Annotated in this window: 16 protein-coding genes; 11 read left to right on the forward strand and 5 right to left on the reverse strand. The window is 67.5% G+C overall.

The window, feature by feature from the left end:
- Positions 1 to 11: 11 nt before the first annotated feature.
- Positions 12 to 959: a glycoside hydrolase family 19 protein gene (locus E0H75_RS18575; RefSeq protein ID WP_131514842.1), complete on the forward strand. Its 948-nt coding sequence runs from the start codon at positions 12 to 14 to the stop codon at positions 957 to 959.
- A 59-nt stretch (positions 960 to 1,018) separates the two neighbouring features.
- Here E0H75_RS18575 and E0H75_RS18580 read toward each other — a convergent pair whose 3' ends face one another.
- From E0H75_RS18580 to E0H75_RS18590, 3 genes are read right to left on the reverse strand one after another with little or no spacing between them, the layout of a single operon-like run.
- Entirely contained in the window at positions 1,019 to 1,864 is an 846-nt protein-coding gene (locus E0H75_RS18580) for a hypothetical protein (RefSeq protein WP_131514843.1), read from the reverse strand.
- On the reverse strand, positions 1,861 to 2,457 hold the full coding sequence (locus tag E0H75_RS18585) for an RNA polymerase sigma factor (protein ID WP_238163123.1): 597 nt from the start codon (positions 2,455 to 2,457) through the stop codon (positions 1,861 to 1,863). Before E0H75_RS18585 ends, E0H75_RS18580 begins: the two co-directional genes overlap by 4 nt.
- Before the next feature lie 39 nt (positions 2,458 to 2,496).
- Positions 2,497 to 3,168 (reverse strand): class I SAM-dependent methyltransferase, encoded by a 672-nt coding sequence (locus tag E0H75_RS18590; RefSeq protein WP_131514844.1) that lies wholly within the window; start codon positions 3,166 to 3,168, stop codon positions 2,497 to 2,499.
- A 68-nt stretch (positions 3,169 to 3,236) separates the two neighbouring features.
- Here E0H75_RS18590 and E0H75_RS18595 point away from each other — a divergent pair, with 68 nt between their 5' ends.
- The 5 genes from E0H75_RS18595 to E0H75_RS18615 all read left to right on the forward strand — a co-directional run bounded on the left by E0H75_RS18595 (position 3,237) and on the right by E0H75_RS18615 (position 6,670).
- Entirely contained in the window at positions 3,237 to 3,695 is a 459-nt protein-coding gene (locus E0H75_RS18595; RefSeq protein ID WP_131514845.1) for a helix-turn-helix transcriptional regulator, read from the forward strand.
- On the forward strand, positions 3,692 to 4,120 hold the full coding sequence (locus E0H75_RS18600) for a VOC family protein (RefSeq protein ID WP_131514846.1): 429 nt from the start codon (positions 3,692 to 3,694) through the stop codon (positions 4,118 to 4,120). The genes E0H75_RS18595 and E0H75_RS18600 overlap by 4 nt, the downstream gene beginning before the upstream one ends.
- A gap of 430 nt (positions 4,121 to 4,550) precedes the next feature.
- On the forward strand, positions 4,551 to 4,904 hold the full coding sequence (locus E0H75_RS18605) for a GntR family transcriptional regulator (protein WP_131514847.1): 354 nt from the start codon (positions 4,551 to 4,553) through the stop codon (positions 4,902 to 4,904).
- A gap of 181 nt (positions 4,905 to 5,085) precedes the next feature.
- On the forward strand, positions 5,086 to 5,679 hold the full coding sequence (locus E0H75_RS18610; protein WP_131514848.1) for a hypothetical protein: 594 nt from the start codon (positions 5,086 to 5,088) through the stop codon (positions 5,677 to 5,679).
- A gap of 103 nt (positions 5,680 to 5,782) precedes the next feature.
- Entirely contained in the window at positions 5,783 to 6,670 is an 888-nt protein-coding gene (locus E0H75_RS18615) for an aminoglycoside phosphotransferase family protein (RefSeq protein ID WP_131514849.1), read from the forward strand.
- Between the two features lie 46 nt (positions 6,671 to 6,716).
- On the opposite strand, the gene E0H75_RS18620 is transcribed toward E0H75_RS18615, so the two are convergent.
- Positions 6,717 to 7,898: an epoxide hydrolase family protein gene (locus E0H75_RS18620; RefSeq protein WP_131514850.1), complete on the reverse strand. Its 1,182-nt coding sequence runs from the start codon at positions 7,896 to 7,898 to the stop codon at positions 6,717 to 6,719.
- Between the two features lie 103 nt (positions 7,899 to 8,001).
- Between E0H75_RS18620 and E0H75_RS18625 the strand changes: the two genes are divergently transcribed.
- From E0H75_RS18625 to E0H75_RS18635, 3 genes are all read left to right on the forward strand, one after another.
- A complete protein-coding gene (locus tag E0H75_RS18625; protein WP_131514851.1) occupies positions 8,002 to 8,592 on the forward strand; it encodes a CGNR zinc finger domain-containing protein in 591 nt (196 codons plus the stop codon).
- Between the two features lie 352 nt (positions 8,593 to 8,944).
- Positions 8,945 to 10,045, forward strand: a complete 1,101-nt coding sequence (locus E0H75_RS18630; protein ID WP_131514852.1) for a hypothetical protein — start codon at positions 8,945 to 8,947, stop codon at positions 10,043 to 10,045.
- A gap of 209 nt (positions 10,046 to 10,254) precedes the next feature.
- Positions 10,255 to 12,273 (forward strand): GxGYxYP domain-containing protein, encoded by a 2,019-nt coding sequence (locus E0H75_RS18635; protein WP_131514853.1) that lies wholly within the window; start codon positions 10,255 to 10,257, stop codon positions 12,271 to 12,273.
- 56 nt (positions 12,274 to 12,329) lie between these two features.
- Here E0H75_RS18635 and E0H75_RS18640 read toward each other — a convergent pair whose 3' ends face one another.
- A complete protein-coding gene (locus tag E0H75_RS18640; protein WP_131514854.1) occupies positions 12,330 to 12,932 on the reverse strand; it encodes an AMIN-like domain-containing (lipo)protein in 603 nt (200 codons plus the stop codon).
- A 103-nt stretch (positions 12,933 to 13,035) separates the two neighbouring features.
- Between E0H75_RS18640 and E0H75_RS18645 the strand changes: the two genes are divergently transcribed.
- The gene (locus E0H75_RS18645) at positions 13,036 to 13,839 is read left to right on the forward strand and encodes a GNAT family N-acetyltransferase (protein WP_131514855.1); all 804 of its coding nucleotides are present in this window, start codon (positions 13,036 to 13,038) and stop codon (positions 13,837 to 13,839) included.
- A 69-nt stretch (positions 13,840 to 13,908) separates the two neighbouring features.
- Positions 13,909 to 16,383 carry an accessory Sec system translocase SecA2 gene (gene secA2 / locus E0H75_RS18650; protein WP_131514856.1) on the forward strand — a complete coding sequence of 825 codons (2,475 nt, stop codon included), beginning with the start codon at positions 13,909 to 13,911 and terminating at the stop codon, positions 16,381 to 16,383.
- The last annotated feature ends 64 nt before the right edge of the window (positions 16,384 to 16,447 follow it).

A 16,447-nucleotide genomic window follows, 5' to 3' on the forward strand; every position in this document is an offset into this window, starting at 1 on the left:
CGGGAGTGCTCATGCGTCGTCTGCTCACTGCGGTGTTCGCCTGTCTAGGCATCACCGCGACCGCCTTGGTCGCCGCGTCACCGGCGTACGCGACCGTCTTCCAGACCTACGGCACCGGCGTGAACGTCCGCGCCGACGCCTACCTGTCGTCCGCCGTCGTCGGGACGCTGGCCGGTCCGACGTCCATCGACGTGGACTGCCAGAAGGAGGGTGACCTGGTCACCGTCTCCGGCGGTTCGAGCAGGTGGTGGGCGCACGTACCGGCCCTCGGCGGGTACGTCACCGTCGCGTACGTCGCGATTCCCGAGGACAAGTTGCCCGGCGTGCCGGACTGCGACGGCGAGGTCCCGCCGCCGGCCGGTGACATCACGCTGGCCGACGTCCAGGCGATGTTCGGCACCCGGATCGCGAACCCGTCGATCGTCCAGACCGGATTGCCGTCGCTGAACCAGGCGATGCGGGACGCCAGCATCAACACGCCGTACCGCAAGGCCGCGTTCCTGGCCACGCTGGTGCACGAGTCGCGGCTGGAGTACAACATCCGTGAGATCGGCGATACCCGCCCGTACGGCGGCCGCGGCTACATCCAGCTGACCGGCGACTTCAACTACGGCCCGGCCGGCCAGTACCTCGGTATCGACCTGCTCGGCAACCCGGACCTCGCGCTGTCGCTGCAGTGGAGCGCGCCGATCGCGCGCTGGTACTGGACCGTTGCCCGCAACATCAATCCGTACGCCGACAACCTCGACATGGGCCGGGTCAACGCGGCCATCGGCTACCCGGCCGGCGCGGAGGACCAGCGGCGCTGCGACTCGTTCAAGAACGCGATCCGCTATCTCACCGGATCCGTCCCCGGCGGAGTCATCTGCACCCGCCCGGCCAAGCTCGCCGGCGACACCAGCAAGCTGACCCGCACTCAGTTCGACGCCCTCGCCAAGAACGGCGGCGGCCTCGGCTGACCCCTCTACAGCCGAGGCGAGCCGGCCGGACCCCCCCGATGGTCCGGCCGGCGGCCGCCTCAGCCGTACTCGACGTCGCTGAAGACCTGCTTGCCCGTGGTGTCGAAGGCGCGGACGTCGACCTCCATCTCCCCCCGTTTCGCGACAGCACCGAGTTGCGAGGCCGCGATGTAGCCGGCGCCGTCCGAGAACGTCACGCCGTACCAGGGTGAGGCGCCGGCGGTCCACCGGATCCGCAGTTCCATCCGGACGACGCTCGGTAGGGTCACGAAGGAGTACTCGGCGAGCAGCAGCGGACCGCCTGCTTCGGTGCCCTGCTGGAGCCTCCAGTCCCCGAGGACCGGATCGGCCACGTTCAGGCCGCCCCGTGAGTCTGCGCTCGGCCGCGACCGCACCAGGTCGTCCCCCAGGCACTGGAACCAGTAGCCCTTCGCGGTGGTGAAGGTCTGCATCAGGATCTTCGCAACGCCGGACCCGGCCATGGTCTTGATCCAGCGAGCTTGGCGCACGGTCGCTGAGTCGGCGTCCTGCGGCTTCGCCGGGGCGTTGCCGCCCTCACGCGGGCTCAGGTCGGCCAGGCAGTTCCGGGCAGCCGCTCTCGCCTCGCTCGCTGTGGCCTGGCCGAGGTCGAGGGAGACGCGGGCTGACTTCGCGGGCGGGACCTGCACGACTGTCGGTGTGGCTGTCGGCGCGGAGGTGTTCGCGGCTGGTGCACCCGAGTCGTCGCCGGGCCGGCTCAACAGAACGACCGCGGTGGTGATGACTGCCATCCCGCAGGCAGCCGCGACCACCGGAACCCAGGCCGGGCGCTGCCGCTTGCGGGCCTTGCGAACCAGATCGCGCCGAACCTGGTCGGCGTACTCGGCGTCGAGCTTCTCGACCGGAGGCGGTGTCAGAAGGTTCATCGGTTCTCCTCCAGCAAGGCGGGCAGGCGGTGACGGGCGCGCGAGAGACGCGCCTTGACGGTCCCTTCCGCGACTCCCAGTACGGCGGCGGCCTCGGCCACGGAAAGCTCTGCCCAATAGACGAGCTCGATCGTCTCGCGTTCGTGCACAGGGAGGGCGGCAAGCGCTGCCCGGACCGCCTGGATGTGCTTCTCCGAGTCCACCCGGGCTGCGACCGCCTCCGCGTGGTCCGGTTGGTGCAGCGGCGCCGGCTGCCGGCTGAGGAACTGCGTCAGCCGTCGGCGGGCCCGGGTGGTGTTCCGCAGCTCGTTGCGTGCGATCGCGAGGAGCCACGGTCGGGCGCTGTCGTACCGCAACGGACCAGGATCGGACCGGGTGAACTGCCGCCACGCGTTGATGAACGTCGCCTGTACGGCGTCATCCGCGGAGGCGTACGAGCCCGTGTGCCGGACCGCGAAGGCGTGTACGACGCCGGCGTAGCGGCTGAACAGCTCACCGAGCGCCTCCGGCTCCGCACGACGCAGCGCGTCCCACAGATCGCCGTCGCGCGCGGCAGCGGGCGGCTGACTGCGCCGGCTCGAAGTCATGGCCATACCCAACAGGGTCCGCGAGATCCTGTCAGGTTGCCGCGGTCAGATCGGTCGCGCTCGGACCCAGGTCTTGTCGGGGGTCAGGTATTCGGCCAGTGTCAGCCCAGCGTCGGTCAGCTGGGCTGACAGCTGGTCGTCGCTGAGGTTCTGGGTCAGGATCCGCTGCGACCAGGAGCGATCGCCGATCGTGTGGGTCAGCGTCGCCGCCTGGCGGTTGCCGGGGAGCTCCTCGACGTCGGAAACGACCAGGCGGCGGTGGTCGTTCACCATCACGGTGGGACCGCGGAGCATCCCGGGGACCTGCTGCTGGAGGAGGACAGCGCCGCCCGGGCGGACGTGGTGCGCGCAGGTGCGCAGCAGGCGCAGGCGTTCCTCGTCGTCGGCGACGTTGATCAAATACGACATCATCAGCACCACGTCGAAACGGCGGTCCAGCCGGAGGTCGCCGATCGTCGAGCAGATCGTCTCGGTCTCGGTGACCCGCGCGACCATGTCGGGTGATTCGTCGACCGCGACCACCTGATGCCCGAGGGCGAGCAGCGGCCGGGTGATTCGCCCGGTACCGCAGCCGAGCTCGAGGATGCTGCTGCCCGGTTCGATCGCGGCGTTGATCAACTCGTCCTCACCGTGTGCCGGTGTGACCTCGTAGAGTTCGATCGCACTGCCGTCCGGTGTGTGTGGCCCAGGTCCGGTCCCGCCTTGTCCGACTCTCATACACGCCAGCTTCACGAATCGGCCGGTAGTCTCCAAACCTTCGGTCCACACCGAAAGAAGGGGGAGTGATGCGGCCCGTCGTACCGGTGGAGCTGCTGGCGCATCTGCGCCGTGCCCGGGATGTTGCCGATCGCAACTATGCCGAGCCGCTCGACCTGGCTGGGCTGGCAGCCGCCGCGGGCGTCTCGAAGTACCACTTCCTGCGGTGCTTCGCGGCCGAGTACGGCGAGACTCCGATGCAGTACGTCACCCGCCGGCGGATCGAGCGGGCCACCGATCTGTTGCGGGCGACCAACCTGACCGTGACCGAGGTGTGCGGCCTGGTCGGGTACAGCAGCCTGGGGTCGTTCTCGCAGCGCTTCACCGAGCTGGTCGAGATGACGCCGACGCAGTACCAGCGGACCCAGACGGGTGCGCGGATCCCGGGCTGCTTCGTGTTCATGCTCGGGTTGAACTCCGCAATTCCGGAGAAGCACGCCGGGTCTGGCGAGGCCTACCGTCGTACCAACGATGAGGAGGAACAGTGATCACCAACGTCAGCTTGGTCACGGTCTACGTCAACGACATCGACGAGGCGAAGGCGTTCTACACCGACAAGCTCGGGTTCGCGGTGGGGGACGACATCACGCTCAGCGAGGACTTCCGCTGGTGCACGGTGCATCAGGCCGACCATCGCGAGCTCGAGCTCGCGCTGATGCTGCCCGGGCCGCCGATGGACGCCGAGTCCGCGGATTCGATCCGCCGGATCATGGCCAAGGGCTCCATGCACGGGTTCGGCATGGCCACCGACGACTGCCACAAGACCTTCGCCGAGCTGGTCGCCAAGGGCGTCGAGTACATCCAGGAGCCGTCCGACCGCCCGTACGGCGTGGAGGCTGTACTGCGCGACAACTCCGGCAACTGGTTGGTCCTGGTGGAGCCGAGGCCGTACACCCCGGCGGACTTCACTTGATGGTGCTGGCCACTGGGGTGCTGTGGACGCGGCGCCGGAGGGCCGCGCAGACGGAGGTCAACCGGTTGGTCGGCCGCGGCAGCCTGCCGCCCGAGCCCGATCCCGATCCCGTGGAGGCGGCGCCTGCTGGCGGCATCGCGACGCTTGGACTCAGCTACCGGACCGTCCGGGCGTCGCGGACCGATGGACCCCGATGGCCGCACTGCGGCCTCGCTGGCTGAGTGACTACCTGAGTCCGATCGAGACCGCGATCCACTACGGCGCTGCTCGGAGCGTCGATCCCGATGTCCTTCCAGTGGCCGTCAGCCGCCCCAGCCTTTGCCGAACCGCTGTCCGTGGTGCTATTCGTGGTGGCCGTGAGGCTCTTATGTGTGATGTGGACGGCAGCCGCCAGCCGCCGCGGCCTACGACGAGTGCACCGGGTCGTCGGATGATCATCGCGGTCGACCCAGGCGCGGCCAAACCGCCGTACGAACAGGTCAAGGACCAGATCGACGGTCTGATCCGGGCTGGTCAGTTGGCGCAGGGGACGCGGTTGCCGACGGTCCGGCAACTGGCGGGGGATCTTGGGTTGGCGGTGAACACGGTGGCGCGTGCGTACAAGGAACTCGAGGCCGATCGTCTGGTCGAGACCCGCGGGCGGAACGGCACCTTCGTCCTCGCCTCCCGCAGCCGGGTCGACGACGAGGAAACCCGCGCCGCCGCCACCGTCTTCGCCCGAGCCGCCCACCGAGCCGGCCTCAGCCAGGCCGAAGCCACCGAAATCCTCCACCGAGCCTGGTAAGCCTGCTGAGTCCAGTTCACGCGCGCTCCTTCCTCACACGCGTTGACGGCTGACCTCGCCCCCTCCCACAGGCGACCGTGTCCACGACAACCGCAGACCACCCAGCCGTGCCACCCGCCACCTCGCCAGATCACGACCCGGTGGAGCAGTAGTCTGCGTGGTTCATGTTGATCGGGGCACCATGAATTTCACGCGCTATCGCAGACCGTCGGCCGTCCTACTGCTGGCGGCGGCAGTCGTGCTCGGCTCGGCGATCGTCGTTGGGCTCGAGTCGGGAGGCGAGGGTGCGCTCGTCCTGCTGCTCGGGCTTCGCGAGGGCGTCCTTCTTCTGGCGTGGCTCGCGCTGGCCGCGCTGACCGGAGCGGTCCTCTTGGGGCTGAAGGACTCCAAGCTGCGCGTGCCTCTGGTCGCCATACTGCTCGTCGTCGGCATCCCGGCGTTGCTTCTCGGTAGCTGGGTCTCCGCGATCTTCGGTGGCCCGGGCGAGGAGGTAAAGACCGAGTCGGCACCCGGCCGCGGCGACCGCCGGCTGATCGTGGTCGAGACGAGCAGTTTTCTCGACCCGGTTTGGTGCGTCTACGTCTACCAGGGGAACCCGCCGCTCGAGCGCCGCTGGAGTGTCGGCTACTTCAACGGCGACGCCGAACACAACGAACTCAGCGAGACCGTGTGGACAGCCCCTGACCGGATCCGCATGACCACGGAGGGCGGCGCGGTCCACGAAGTGACCATCACCCCAGGCGGCCGACCCGACCGCGTCGTCTCAGTCGGCTAGTGATCTGAGTGGGAATGTTCTCCACCGCGATCGATCGGTGGCCGTCACGCGAACAACCGCCTGCGGGTAATTCACGGCGAAAGTCCGAGGTTAGGTTGGCGGTATGAGCCTCGACATTCCTGACCAGGTCCGTAAGAAGGTCATCGCCGACGGGAACGAATCCTGGTTGGACGAGCTGCCAGGCGTGGTCGACTCGCTGGCCCAGGAGTGGTCTCTGGTGATCGGGTCCAGCTTCCAGGGCGGTCACGCCGCCCTGGCCGTCGAGGTGACGCTTGCTGACGGTACTCCGGCGGTCCTCAAGATCGGTGTGCCCGGTCACGACGTCGGGCACGAGGCCATGGCGTTGCGCCTGGCGAACGGAGAGGGATCCGCCAACCTGTTGGCCGAAGACCTGGGTCGACAAGCCCTTCTGCTGGAGCGCCTCGGGGCTCCGATGTACGACGTCGTGGCCGACCCTGCAAGCCGCCACACCTTGCTGTGCGAAGTGGCGGTTCGCCTGTGGCGTCCGATCGATCCCGACGTTGACCTTCCAACCGGCGCGAAGTTGGCTGAGCAGTACGCCGATCGGTTGCCAAAACTGTGGGAGCAGGCGGGGCGACCGTGTTCGCCGGCCACTGTGGCGGACGCGCTGAACTGCATGGATCGTCGTCGCGTTGCCCACGACGATCGGTCCGCCGTTCTGGTCCACGGTGATATCCACGAGATGAATGCCCTGCAGGCAAGTGACGGCAGCTACAAGCTGATCGATCCAGCCGGGCTGCGGGCCGAACCGGCGTGCGATCTCGGCACCATCGTGCGTTGCAATCCGGACCTCGGCGATGACCTCTGGGCGCGGACTGAGCAACTGGCTTCGCGCACGGGCGTGGATGTCACCGCCATCTGGGAATGGGGAACCATCCACCGAGTGGTCAGTGGCGTCTACGCCTGCAGTATCGGCTTTCAGCCTTTTGGCGATCTACTGCTGGCCGAGGCGGACCGCCTCACGGCGTAGTCACCGGAGCGTGCAGCTGTCCGAACTCTGAATGTGCACGCCGTAGCTATTCACGCGAAAGGTTGGCGGCCAGGACTGCCGCGAGGCCTTCTTGCAGGTCTTTGACGAAATACCCGGGAACCTCGAGCGACGGGAAATGGCCCCCGGCCTCGGGTGTCCGCCAGCGGACGATCTGCCGGTACCGCTCCTGTGCCCAGGGGCGCGGACACTTCTCGATGTCGCGGGGATAGATGCTGATGGCTGCCGGTACGTCGACCCGAAGTTCGGGGTCGAGCGAGTTGTGGCTTTCGTAGTAGATGCGGGCCGCCGATGCGCCGGTCCGCGTCAGCCAATACAGGGTGACGTCGTCAAGAAGGCGGTCTCTGGAAATCCGCTCGAACGGGCTGTCTTCGGTGTCCGACCATTCGGCGAACTTGTCGAGGAGCCAGGCCAGAAGCCCGACCGGTGAGTCGACGAGCGAGTAGCCGATGGTCTGCGGCCGGGTCGCCTGCTGCTTCGCGTACGCCGCGCGGTGGCGCCAGAAATCGTGGGTTTCCTCGGTCCACTGGCGCTCGGCCGCCGTCAGCCCGTCCGTTGTCAGTCCGGGCGGTGCCTGCGCCAACACGGTGTGGATGCCGAGAACATGCTCCGGGAACCTGCCGGCGAGGACCGTGGTGATCACGCCTCCCCAGTCGCCGCCGTGGGCTACGAACTTGCTGTAGCCGAGCCTTGCCATCAGTCCCACCCAAGCGGCCGCGATCTTTTCGGTTCCCCACCCGGTCGTGGCCGGCTTGTCGCTGTAGCCAAAGCCGGGTAGCGACGGGACCACGACGTGGAACGCCGGCGTGTCGGCATCTTTCGGATCTGCCAACTCGTCCACCACATCGACGAACTCGGCAATGCTGCCTGGCCAGCCGTGCGTCATGATCAGCGGAGTGGCATCTGCGCGCGCGGATCGGCGGTGCAGGAAGTGGATCCCCAGATCATCAATGGTCGTGCGGAACTGGCCGATCCGGTCGAGGCGCGCTTCGAACGAGCGCCAGTCGTACCCGGTGCGCCAGTAGCTCGCGACCTCGACGAGATCGGCGAGCGGAACGCCCTGATCCCATCGGTGCGGGTCAGGCCCGGCGCGATAGACCGTCTCGGCCTCCGGCAGTCGCGCAGCGGCCAATCGCGCGCGCAGATCGTCGAGGTCAGCGTCGGTTGCGTGGGCTTCGAAGGCTTGTACGTCGCTGGCTAGACGGGGCATGAGACCTCCTGGTCGTCGTGGAACTCGCTACGAACTGATGCGAACCGTCTAAGATGGTTCTAACACGCCTTCACGCCGACGTGCAACCAGCTAAGGTGGTTCCATGCATGCTGCCTTCCCCGACTTCCGCCTCGGTACGGTGCTGGCGACCAGCTTCACGGGGACTCTGTCGGAGCGTCATGGCAACGCTGTGGAGCGCATTCCCACACCGCAGCGACTCGTCGACTGGCTGGCAGTGAATGGCCTCGCCGTCGACTCCTGCACCACTGCACAACTCGACCGCGCCCGCGAACTGAGGGAGTCGATTCACGCCGCTGCGACAGCGGCCGCGATCCAGGACGCTCTCCCTGCAGCAGCTGTCCAAGTCATCAATGACTGCAGCGTTCAGGGTCGGGCCGCGGCGGTCCTGACGCCCGAGGGGAAGCGGCGATGGCAGCTGAGCTCGGCTTCCCGTGTGGAAGATGCCCTCAGCGTGATCGCTGCCGACGCGATCAGCATCATCGCCGGCGAACGAGACGGAAAGCTGGCCTTGTGCGCATCGCCAACCTGCCAGGCCGCCTTCTTCGACACCAGCCAAAGCCGCACCCGCAGGTGGTGCGACATGAACACCTGCGGGAATCGTCAGAAGAAGGCGCGCTTCAACGCCAACCACCCCAGAACCCCAGACCAGCGGAGTGACCGGTACACGCCATAAGCCGAGCGAGCCTGGACGGAAATGCTGCACTGCCGTCGCGGCGGCGGGTGTGGCGGTCTGGAGTTATGGGTGGGGGCGGGCTGGGCACCCTGGGTACCGCAGTTCCCGCAGTGCAGGGGCGGAAGGCCTATGGCCGGGCGCGGCTGGACCCTCGCCCGCGACCACAACCGCCTGGCCACAGCAGTAGCCGCCGGCACCATCCCCATCACCCCCGAAACCTGACCCGTGGTGTTGGAAGCGGTTGAAATCAAGCGTTCTCCCGTCTTCTTTCTCTGATATTCGCATGCGGGTGAGCGTCGGATATTCTGTTAGCTGAGGGACTCTGGGAGAAACCTCCCGCGGGGAGGGCTTTATGGCTAATCGGTCACGTCGGTTGGCGGCCTGGCAAGAACAAGTGATCGCCAAAGCGGGGTTTGTTCGCGGTGAAATCGAGCGGCTTTCGACCGCTGGCAGTGCACGTGAAGTCGCGATCGGCCGCGCGATCAACGATCGCCTCGAACACGCACTCCTCTGCGTCGGCATGGCGGAAGGCGCGGGTGAACCGCACCGTCGTACGAGAGTGAGGTTCACGAGCCGATGGTCCGGTGCGCACGTCGAGGGAGCGTTTCTCAGCCTTCACCTGGCAGAAGTCCAACTGGTCGAGCTCTACACCGATGAGGACATCTCGGCGCACAGCCCGGGCGTGTTGGCGCGGATGCAAACCTGCTTCGCACCGACGGATCAGCGCCGCGTCGAGGCCGAGTCCCTCTTCGGTCGTCGGCAGCACAGCGGGTCAGAGCGTGCGGAGAGCGCCGGCCAGCGTTCCAAGCGGTTGGCCGGACGGTACCCCCATCGAGCGGCCGACGGACCGGGACTGCACTCGCGGCGGGCTGCATTCCGCGAGGCCATGAAGGTTTCGTACGAAGCCGCGGACGAGCAGCACGCCCGCCTTCGCCACGTCAGGAATGTTTTGGTCGTGGCGACGCTGCTGCTGACCGCTCTCGTTGTCGCGATATGCCTGACAGCCGCTGCGCATCCAACCGCGATCCCACTCTGTTTCGCGAATGCCTGCCCTTCAACAGCTGGGACCTCTCCGGACTCTGGCGATGTCACGATCGTCGCCCTGATGGGAATCCTGGGCGGCGCTCTGTCAGCCACACTCGCCGTCCAGAACCTTCGCACGACCGCGACCTCTACGCCCTATGGAATCCCGGTTTCACTGGCGCTTTTCAAACTGCCTGCCGGTGCACTCACGGCGATCGGTGGACTCGTTCTCATTCATGGCGAGTTCGTGCCTGGCCTGTCCGACCTGGACAGCCAGGGACAGATCCTGGCCTACGCCATTGTGCTGGGCGTCGCGCAACAGCTGGTCACCCGGTTTGTCGACCAAAGGGCTCGATCCGCACTGGCCGCTGTTCCCAGCAAGGTGACCCTCAAGCGCCCAACGAAGGCCGACAGCACCCGAGACCAGTAAGCGAACGAAGCTGTTCAGCTCGGTGTGGGGTGTGCTTGCGTGCCGAGAGGGGCGCGGTGGGCGGCTGCGTAGCCGCGTGGGACAGACCAGTCTCGGAAACGATTCCAGATTCTTGGGTCAACGTTGTAGTGAGCTCTGTACACGGTGTCGTCGGGTTGCTACTGTCCCGGCTGATTTGACATCGATGTCAACGACAGGGAGTGGTCACGATGGTGTCGAGACGAACGTTCCTGGCGGGCAGCGGTGCCGTGACGGTGGGTGGGTTCGGGATGGTTCCGGCCCTCGCATCTGGCGCACAGGCTGCGACTTCATCGACGTCCGGCAGCCCCGCTCGGCTGCTGCCGGTGTTCAGCCGCCCGAAACACCTGGATTACGGCGACGTCAGCAAACTCAGCGGTGGAGACCAGACATTGCTGACAACGTTGCAAGGCGTCGTCAACCGTACCGAGCCCGAGCTGTACTTCCTTTACGACACGGGCACCATGAGCACGCCGGACGCCAAGTGGCTGGCCGACATGCACTTGCCCACGAAGCTGTACAAGAACCCGCTGGACCTGGTCGCCAAGTACCGCAACCGCGTCCGCGGTGCGATCGTGCACGACCCCGCCGTACCCGACTCGCTGAACGTCGCCACAACCCTGGCCGGCTTGGAGAATGCGGTCGTCGCCGACGCGGACCAGGTCAAGGCGCACGGGCTGCGGATCGTGAAGGACTTGCGCGGGATGTTCGACGACGACCGGTTGAAGACGTACCGGTGGCAGCTCGACAACCTGTTCCCGCGCGTCACGAAGAAGCTGCTCGCCGGACTGCCGCCGACCCGGGTGGTCGCGGTGGAGAACGTGCAGTGGCAGGAGATTGCGCGGGAGACCGAGCAGATCCGGGACTCGTCGAACAAGGGCAACTACGACCTCGACGTGTCGGCCAAGCTCGGCAAGGAGGCCGTGTTCGTCCGGTTCCAGGACTCGTTCACCGACGACGGCTGGGGTCCTTCGGTCTCCGAGGTCACGGTGAAGGCGAACGGCACCGAGATCGCGCACTTCCTTCCTGGTACGCCGGAGGAGGAGCCGTACCTGTTCGACGGCGTCAACTCGTCGATCGGCGGGGACGCCAACCGCTTCAGCGACGGCGGCGGCTACTTCATCTATCGGTTCGAACCACCGGCCGGTACGACGTCGCTCGTCGTCACCGTGACCATGTGGAACCAGTACCTGGTCACGGCCACCGACACTGCCCCCACGCGGATCGAGGCCTTCCCGTACTTCCGCGACTATGTGGTGGCGACCAAGGCCATGGTGAGCTGGCTGCCGCCGTCCGGCGAGACGGGGGAGTTGCTGATCGAGCACTTTGCCAAGTGGCCCACGCTCGCGCCGTACATGGGCTGGTTCGCCAACGATGTGGCCGGTGAGTGGGACGGGGTCGACCTCGCCTCGCAGGGCGGTTCGCCGGTGGTCGCGGCCGACTTCTACATGAACGGCACGGTCCACTCCGGTTTCCAGGCGCCGATCTCGGACAAGGTCCGCCCGGTCCGGCGGATCACGAAGCCCAAGAACAAGGTCTATGTGACCCTGACCTTCGGCGAGGGCGACAACATCCAGTACTGCCAGCGCCGGCTGCGCGACATCTGGGACGACCCGAAGCGCGGTCAGGTGCCGACCAACTGGACGATCAGCCCGCTGCTGGCCGAGACCGGTCCGGGACTGTACAGCTACTTCCAGCGGACGGCGACGTCCAACGACCTGCTCGTCTGCGGTCCGTCCGGCGGCGGCTACGCCTACCCCGGCTCGTGGAAGCCCGAGGAACTGACGCAGTATCTGCAGATGACCGGCGGCTTCATGCGTCGTACCGGCCTCGACCAGGTGTATTCGTACAGCAGCCGGCAGGACGGCAAGTGGATCCTGTTGTCCGAGGAGATCGCCGCGGGGTTCGCGAAGTACACGCCGGTGAAGGGGATCATGCAGACCTGGGACGGCGACCCGCTGGTGGTTCGGCAGGGTGGTCTGCCGATCACCAACGCCTGGGGCGCGCCGGGCAAGGCGGCCGAGTTCAAGGCCGCGCTCGACCAGCGGATCGCGAACTGGGACGGTGCGAGCCCGTTGTTCGTCTCGGGCCTGATCGGCGCGTGGTCGTGGACGCCGTCGGACATGGCCGAACTCGCGCCGTTGCTGACCGATCCCTATGAGCTGATCCTCGCCAACTCCTTCTACGACCTGCTCAACCGAGTGCTGTAGGCAAGCAAACAGCGCGGTCGCCCGGAGGAGGATCCGGGCGACCGCTGGGTGGGGGCTTACCAGTGGTGGGCCACGTCGAGCACGAGGCGGGTGTTCGACCCTGGACCGGCCAGGGTGAAGACACGGAACGGGAGCCTGGCGCGCACGCCGACGCCGAACGTGGTCTGGCCCTCGAAGCTGCCGGCGAGCGCCACCTGGCGGAACGTGCTGTAGCCCGCCACCGTGGACAACTCGCGCGGCGTGGCCGGGTTGTACGTCGATCGCCCAGCCGCGTCGTACGACGGTGCGTGGACGACGAGTTGCAGCTTCGCCCCACCGCGCAGTGGGACGAGGTGGCCGGCGCCGTCGGTGAAGACGTTGCTGACATAGCGGACGTCGTACCCGGGCACGCGGCCGCGGATGTCGACGACGAGCCGGTCGAAGCAGGCGTGCCGTCCGGTGCGAACGGCGGTGACCGGTGCCTGCGTCATCCGATTGTTCGCCTCGGGCAACGAGCCCCAGCCGGTCGGGCAGGACGCGGCGGCGAGGGTTGCGGTCGAGGTGGTGCGGGGGGCGGAAGTGGAGCCGATGACGGCCGGTGCGGCGACCGCGGCCGCGGGGATCGCCAGGCAGGCGACGGCGGCGAGGATCGTCTTGCGAGTGATGCGGTGGATGTTCATGATGTTCCCCCCTTTGAGGACACTTACTTGGACGAGACCAGTGGCGAACTGGTTGGCCTTCAAATCTGGTGATTTCAGGTAGTCGATCGGGCACGATGTGCCGATGACCCCTGATGAACTGCTCGACGAGTTCCACCGCCGGATCCGCCTCCCGGACGCCGACACGATCCCCGGCTGGAAGCAGGAACACGACGGCCTGGTGCACCGGTCGTACGTCGAGGGACCGGATGGAGCGGGGTTCGTCGAGACGCCGCGCGGTCTGGGCGACGACCCGGACGCGGTGATCGCCGGCCAGTTGGAGTTCTTCCGCGACCGCGGGCTGCCGTTCGAGTGGAAGACGTACGCGTACGACGAACCGGCCGACCTCGGCGACCGGCTGGCCCGGGCGGGGTTCGTCAAGGGCGAGCCGGAGACGCTCATCCTCGGTGAGGTGGACCGGATCCTGCAGCGGCCGTCCGCGTTGCCGTCGAAGGTGCGGTTGCGGGAGGCCGATGGCCCGGGCGACTACCACCGGATCGCTGTACTGATGGACACGCTGTGGCACAACGGGCTCGAGCGGATCGAGGAGCGGCTGGCGGCGGAGGCGCGGATGTTCCCGGACCGGCTGTCGGTGTTTCTGGTCGAGGACGCGCTCAAGGGACCGGACGGACCGGCGCTGACCGCCGCCTGGGTCCGGTTCCATCCAGGCACCGGATTCGCGAGCCTCTGGGGCGGCGGGACGCTGCCGGAGTGGCGGCGGCAAGGGCTGTACAGCGCCGTCCTCGTGCACCGGGCCCGGCTGGCGAAGGAACGCGGCTACGAATTCCTGCGAGTGGACGCGTCCGAGAACTCCCGCCCGATCCTGCAGAAGCTGGGTCTGTACGGCGTCACGACGACCACGCCGTACGAGTGGGAACCAGGTTGCTGACGGCGCCGGGAGCTGACACCCGGGGGTGTGCTACGGAACGACGGCGCGACGCTGTACGTTGCGGTCATCATGGCACTGAAAATCGCGTCACGCTTCCGCCGGCTCCTGCAGCGCCCCGGTTCGATCGATCTCGGCCCGTACGAGCGGCTCACCCAGCTGGTCGGTGAGGCGGAGGAGTCCGTCGTCGCTCTGACCGACGAGGAGCTCACCGAGGCGGTAGGCGAGCTGCGGACCACCGGTGGCCTGCACGAGGACGAGCAGATCGAGTTCCTCGCGCTGGCCCGGGACGCGGGCAACCGCGCGATCGGCGAGCGGGCGTTCGACGGCCAGGTCGTCGGCGCGCTGGCGATGCTGCAGGGCCGCGTGGTGGAGATGGCCACCGGTGAGGGCAAGACGCTGGCCGGTGCGATCGCCGCGGCCGGCTACGCGGTCGGTGGCCGCAAGGTCCAGATCCTCGCCGTGAACGACTACCTGGCCCGCCGCGACGCCGAGTGGATGGGCCCGGTGTACGAGCTGCTCGGGGTCACCGTGTCGCACATCGGCCAGGCGTCCACGCCGGACGAACGGCGTACGGCGTACGAGGCGGAGGTCTGTTACGTCCCGGTGAGCGAGGTCGGGTTCGACGTACTGCGAGACCGCCTCGTCACCGACGTCGCCGACCGGGTCACGGCGGAGCTGGACGTGGCGCTGGTGGACGAGGCCGACTCGGTGCTGATCGACGAGGCCCGGGTGCCGCTGGTGCTGGCCGGTGCGACCCGGACCGAGGAGCTCGACGAGGACGTCGTCCAGCTGGTCCGGACGCTGCGGGCCGGGGTGGACTACGAGATCGACGGCGACGGCCGGACGGTTGCGCTGACGGACAAGGGCACCGACAAGGTCGAGGCGGCGCTCGAGGGGATCAACCTGTACGAGGACGACAACCTCGATCGGCTGACCCAGATCAACGTCGCGCTGCACGCCGAGGTGTTGCTGCGCAAGGACGTCGACTACCTGGTCCGCGACGGCAAGGTCAGCCTGATCAACAACAACCGGGGCCGGATCGCCAAGCTGCAGCGCTGGCCCGACGGTCTGCAGGCCGCGGTCGAGGCCAAGGAGGCCGTGCCGGTCAGCGACTCCGGTGAGGTGCTCGACAGCATCACCGTGCAGGCGCTGGTGAAGGGCTACAAGACTCTGTGCGGCATGACCGGTACGGCGGTTGTCGTCGGGGAGTCGCTGCAGGAGTTCTACGAGGTCGACGTGGCCGTCGTACCGCCCAACAAGCCGAACATCCGGATCGACGACCCGGACCGGCTGTACCTGACGATCGAGCAGAAGAACGTCGCCCTGGTCGAGCACATCGCCGAGGTGCACGAGGCCGGGCGGCCGATCCTGATCGGCACCCACAGCGTGGAGGAGTCCGAGCAGCTGAGCGACCGGCTCGAGGCCGCCGAGATCCAGCACGTCGTACTGAACGCGAAGAACGACGCAGAGGAAGCGGCGATCATCGCCGAGGCCGGCGTACCCGGGACGGTGACCGTGTCCACGCAGATGGCCGGTCGCGGAACGGACATCCGCCTCGGCGGCCGGGACGAGACGCACGACAAGGACAAGGCCATCGAGCTCGGCGGTCTGTACGTCATCGGCACCGGCCTGCACGCGTCGCGACGCCTCGACGACCAGCTGCGCGGTCGCGCCGGACGCCAGGGTGACCCGGGCGGATCGCTCTTCTTCGCCAGCCTCGCCGACGAGCTCGTCACCCGGTACTCCGTGTCGTCCGGCCTGCGACCGCATCCGGACGACACGGGCCGGCTCACCGACCGCAAGTCGCTCGGCGTTCTCGAGCACGCGCAGCGCGTCGCCGACGGCGCCAACGCGGAGCTGCACCGGACCACCTGGTCGTATCACCGGCTCACCGGTCAGCAGCGCGCGATCCTCCTCGACACCCGCGAGAAGGTCCTGACCGAGGACCTTGCCGCCGCCGAGCTGGCCGAGAAGGCCAAGGAGCGGTACGACGAACTGGTCGAAGAGGTCGGCGAGGACACGGTCAAGGACGCGGCCCGGCGGATCGCGCTGCACCACCTGGACCGGCGCTGGACCGACCACCTGGCGTACCTGGCCGACCTGCGCGAAGGCATCCACCTGCGGTCGTTGGCCGGCGGCATCGTCCACCTGAAGCCGATCGACGAGTTCAACAAGTCCGCGATCGCGTCGTTCGACACGTTGGTCGCGGACTCGTGGACGGACGCGGCGGAGACGTTCAAGACGGCTGAGATCACGTCCGAGGGGCTGGACGAGGCGGCCTCCGGGGTGCCGCGGCCGACGGCGACGTGGACGTATCTGATCAACGACAACCCGTTCGGCACCGAGGCGGACCGGATCCTCGGGCGGCTGCGGAACGCGATCAAGCCCGAGTCGGTGGCTGAGGCCGAGGAGATCCTTCCGGAGGAGTTCGACGAGGACGAACTGCCGGAGGAGTTGCGGGACGCGGACGACGAGGACCTCCCGGAAGAACTCCGCGAAGCCGATGACGACGACGAGGAAGACCCCAAGGACAGCAAGAAGTAAGGAGTCACCCCCGACTTTGGTCTAGGGGGTGATCCGAAGGGCTTGGTCGGGGCAGCCATCGGCC

The sequence above is a fragment of the Kribbella capetownensis genome (genome assembly GCF_004331485.1).
Classification (GTDB): Bacteria; Actinomycetota; Actinomycetes; order Propionibacteriales; family Kribbellaceae; genus Kribbella; species Kribbella capetownensis.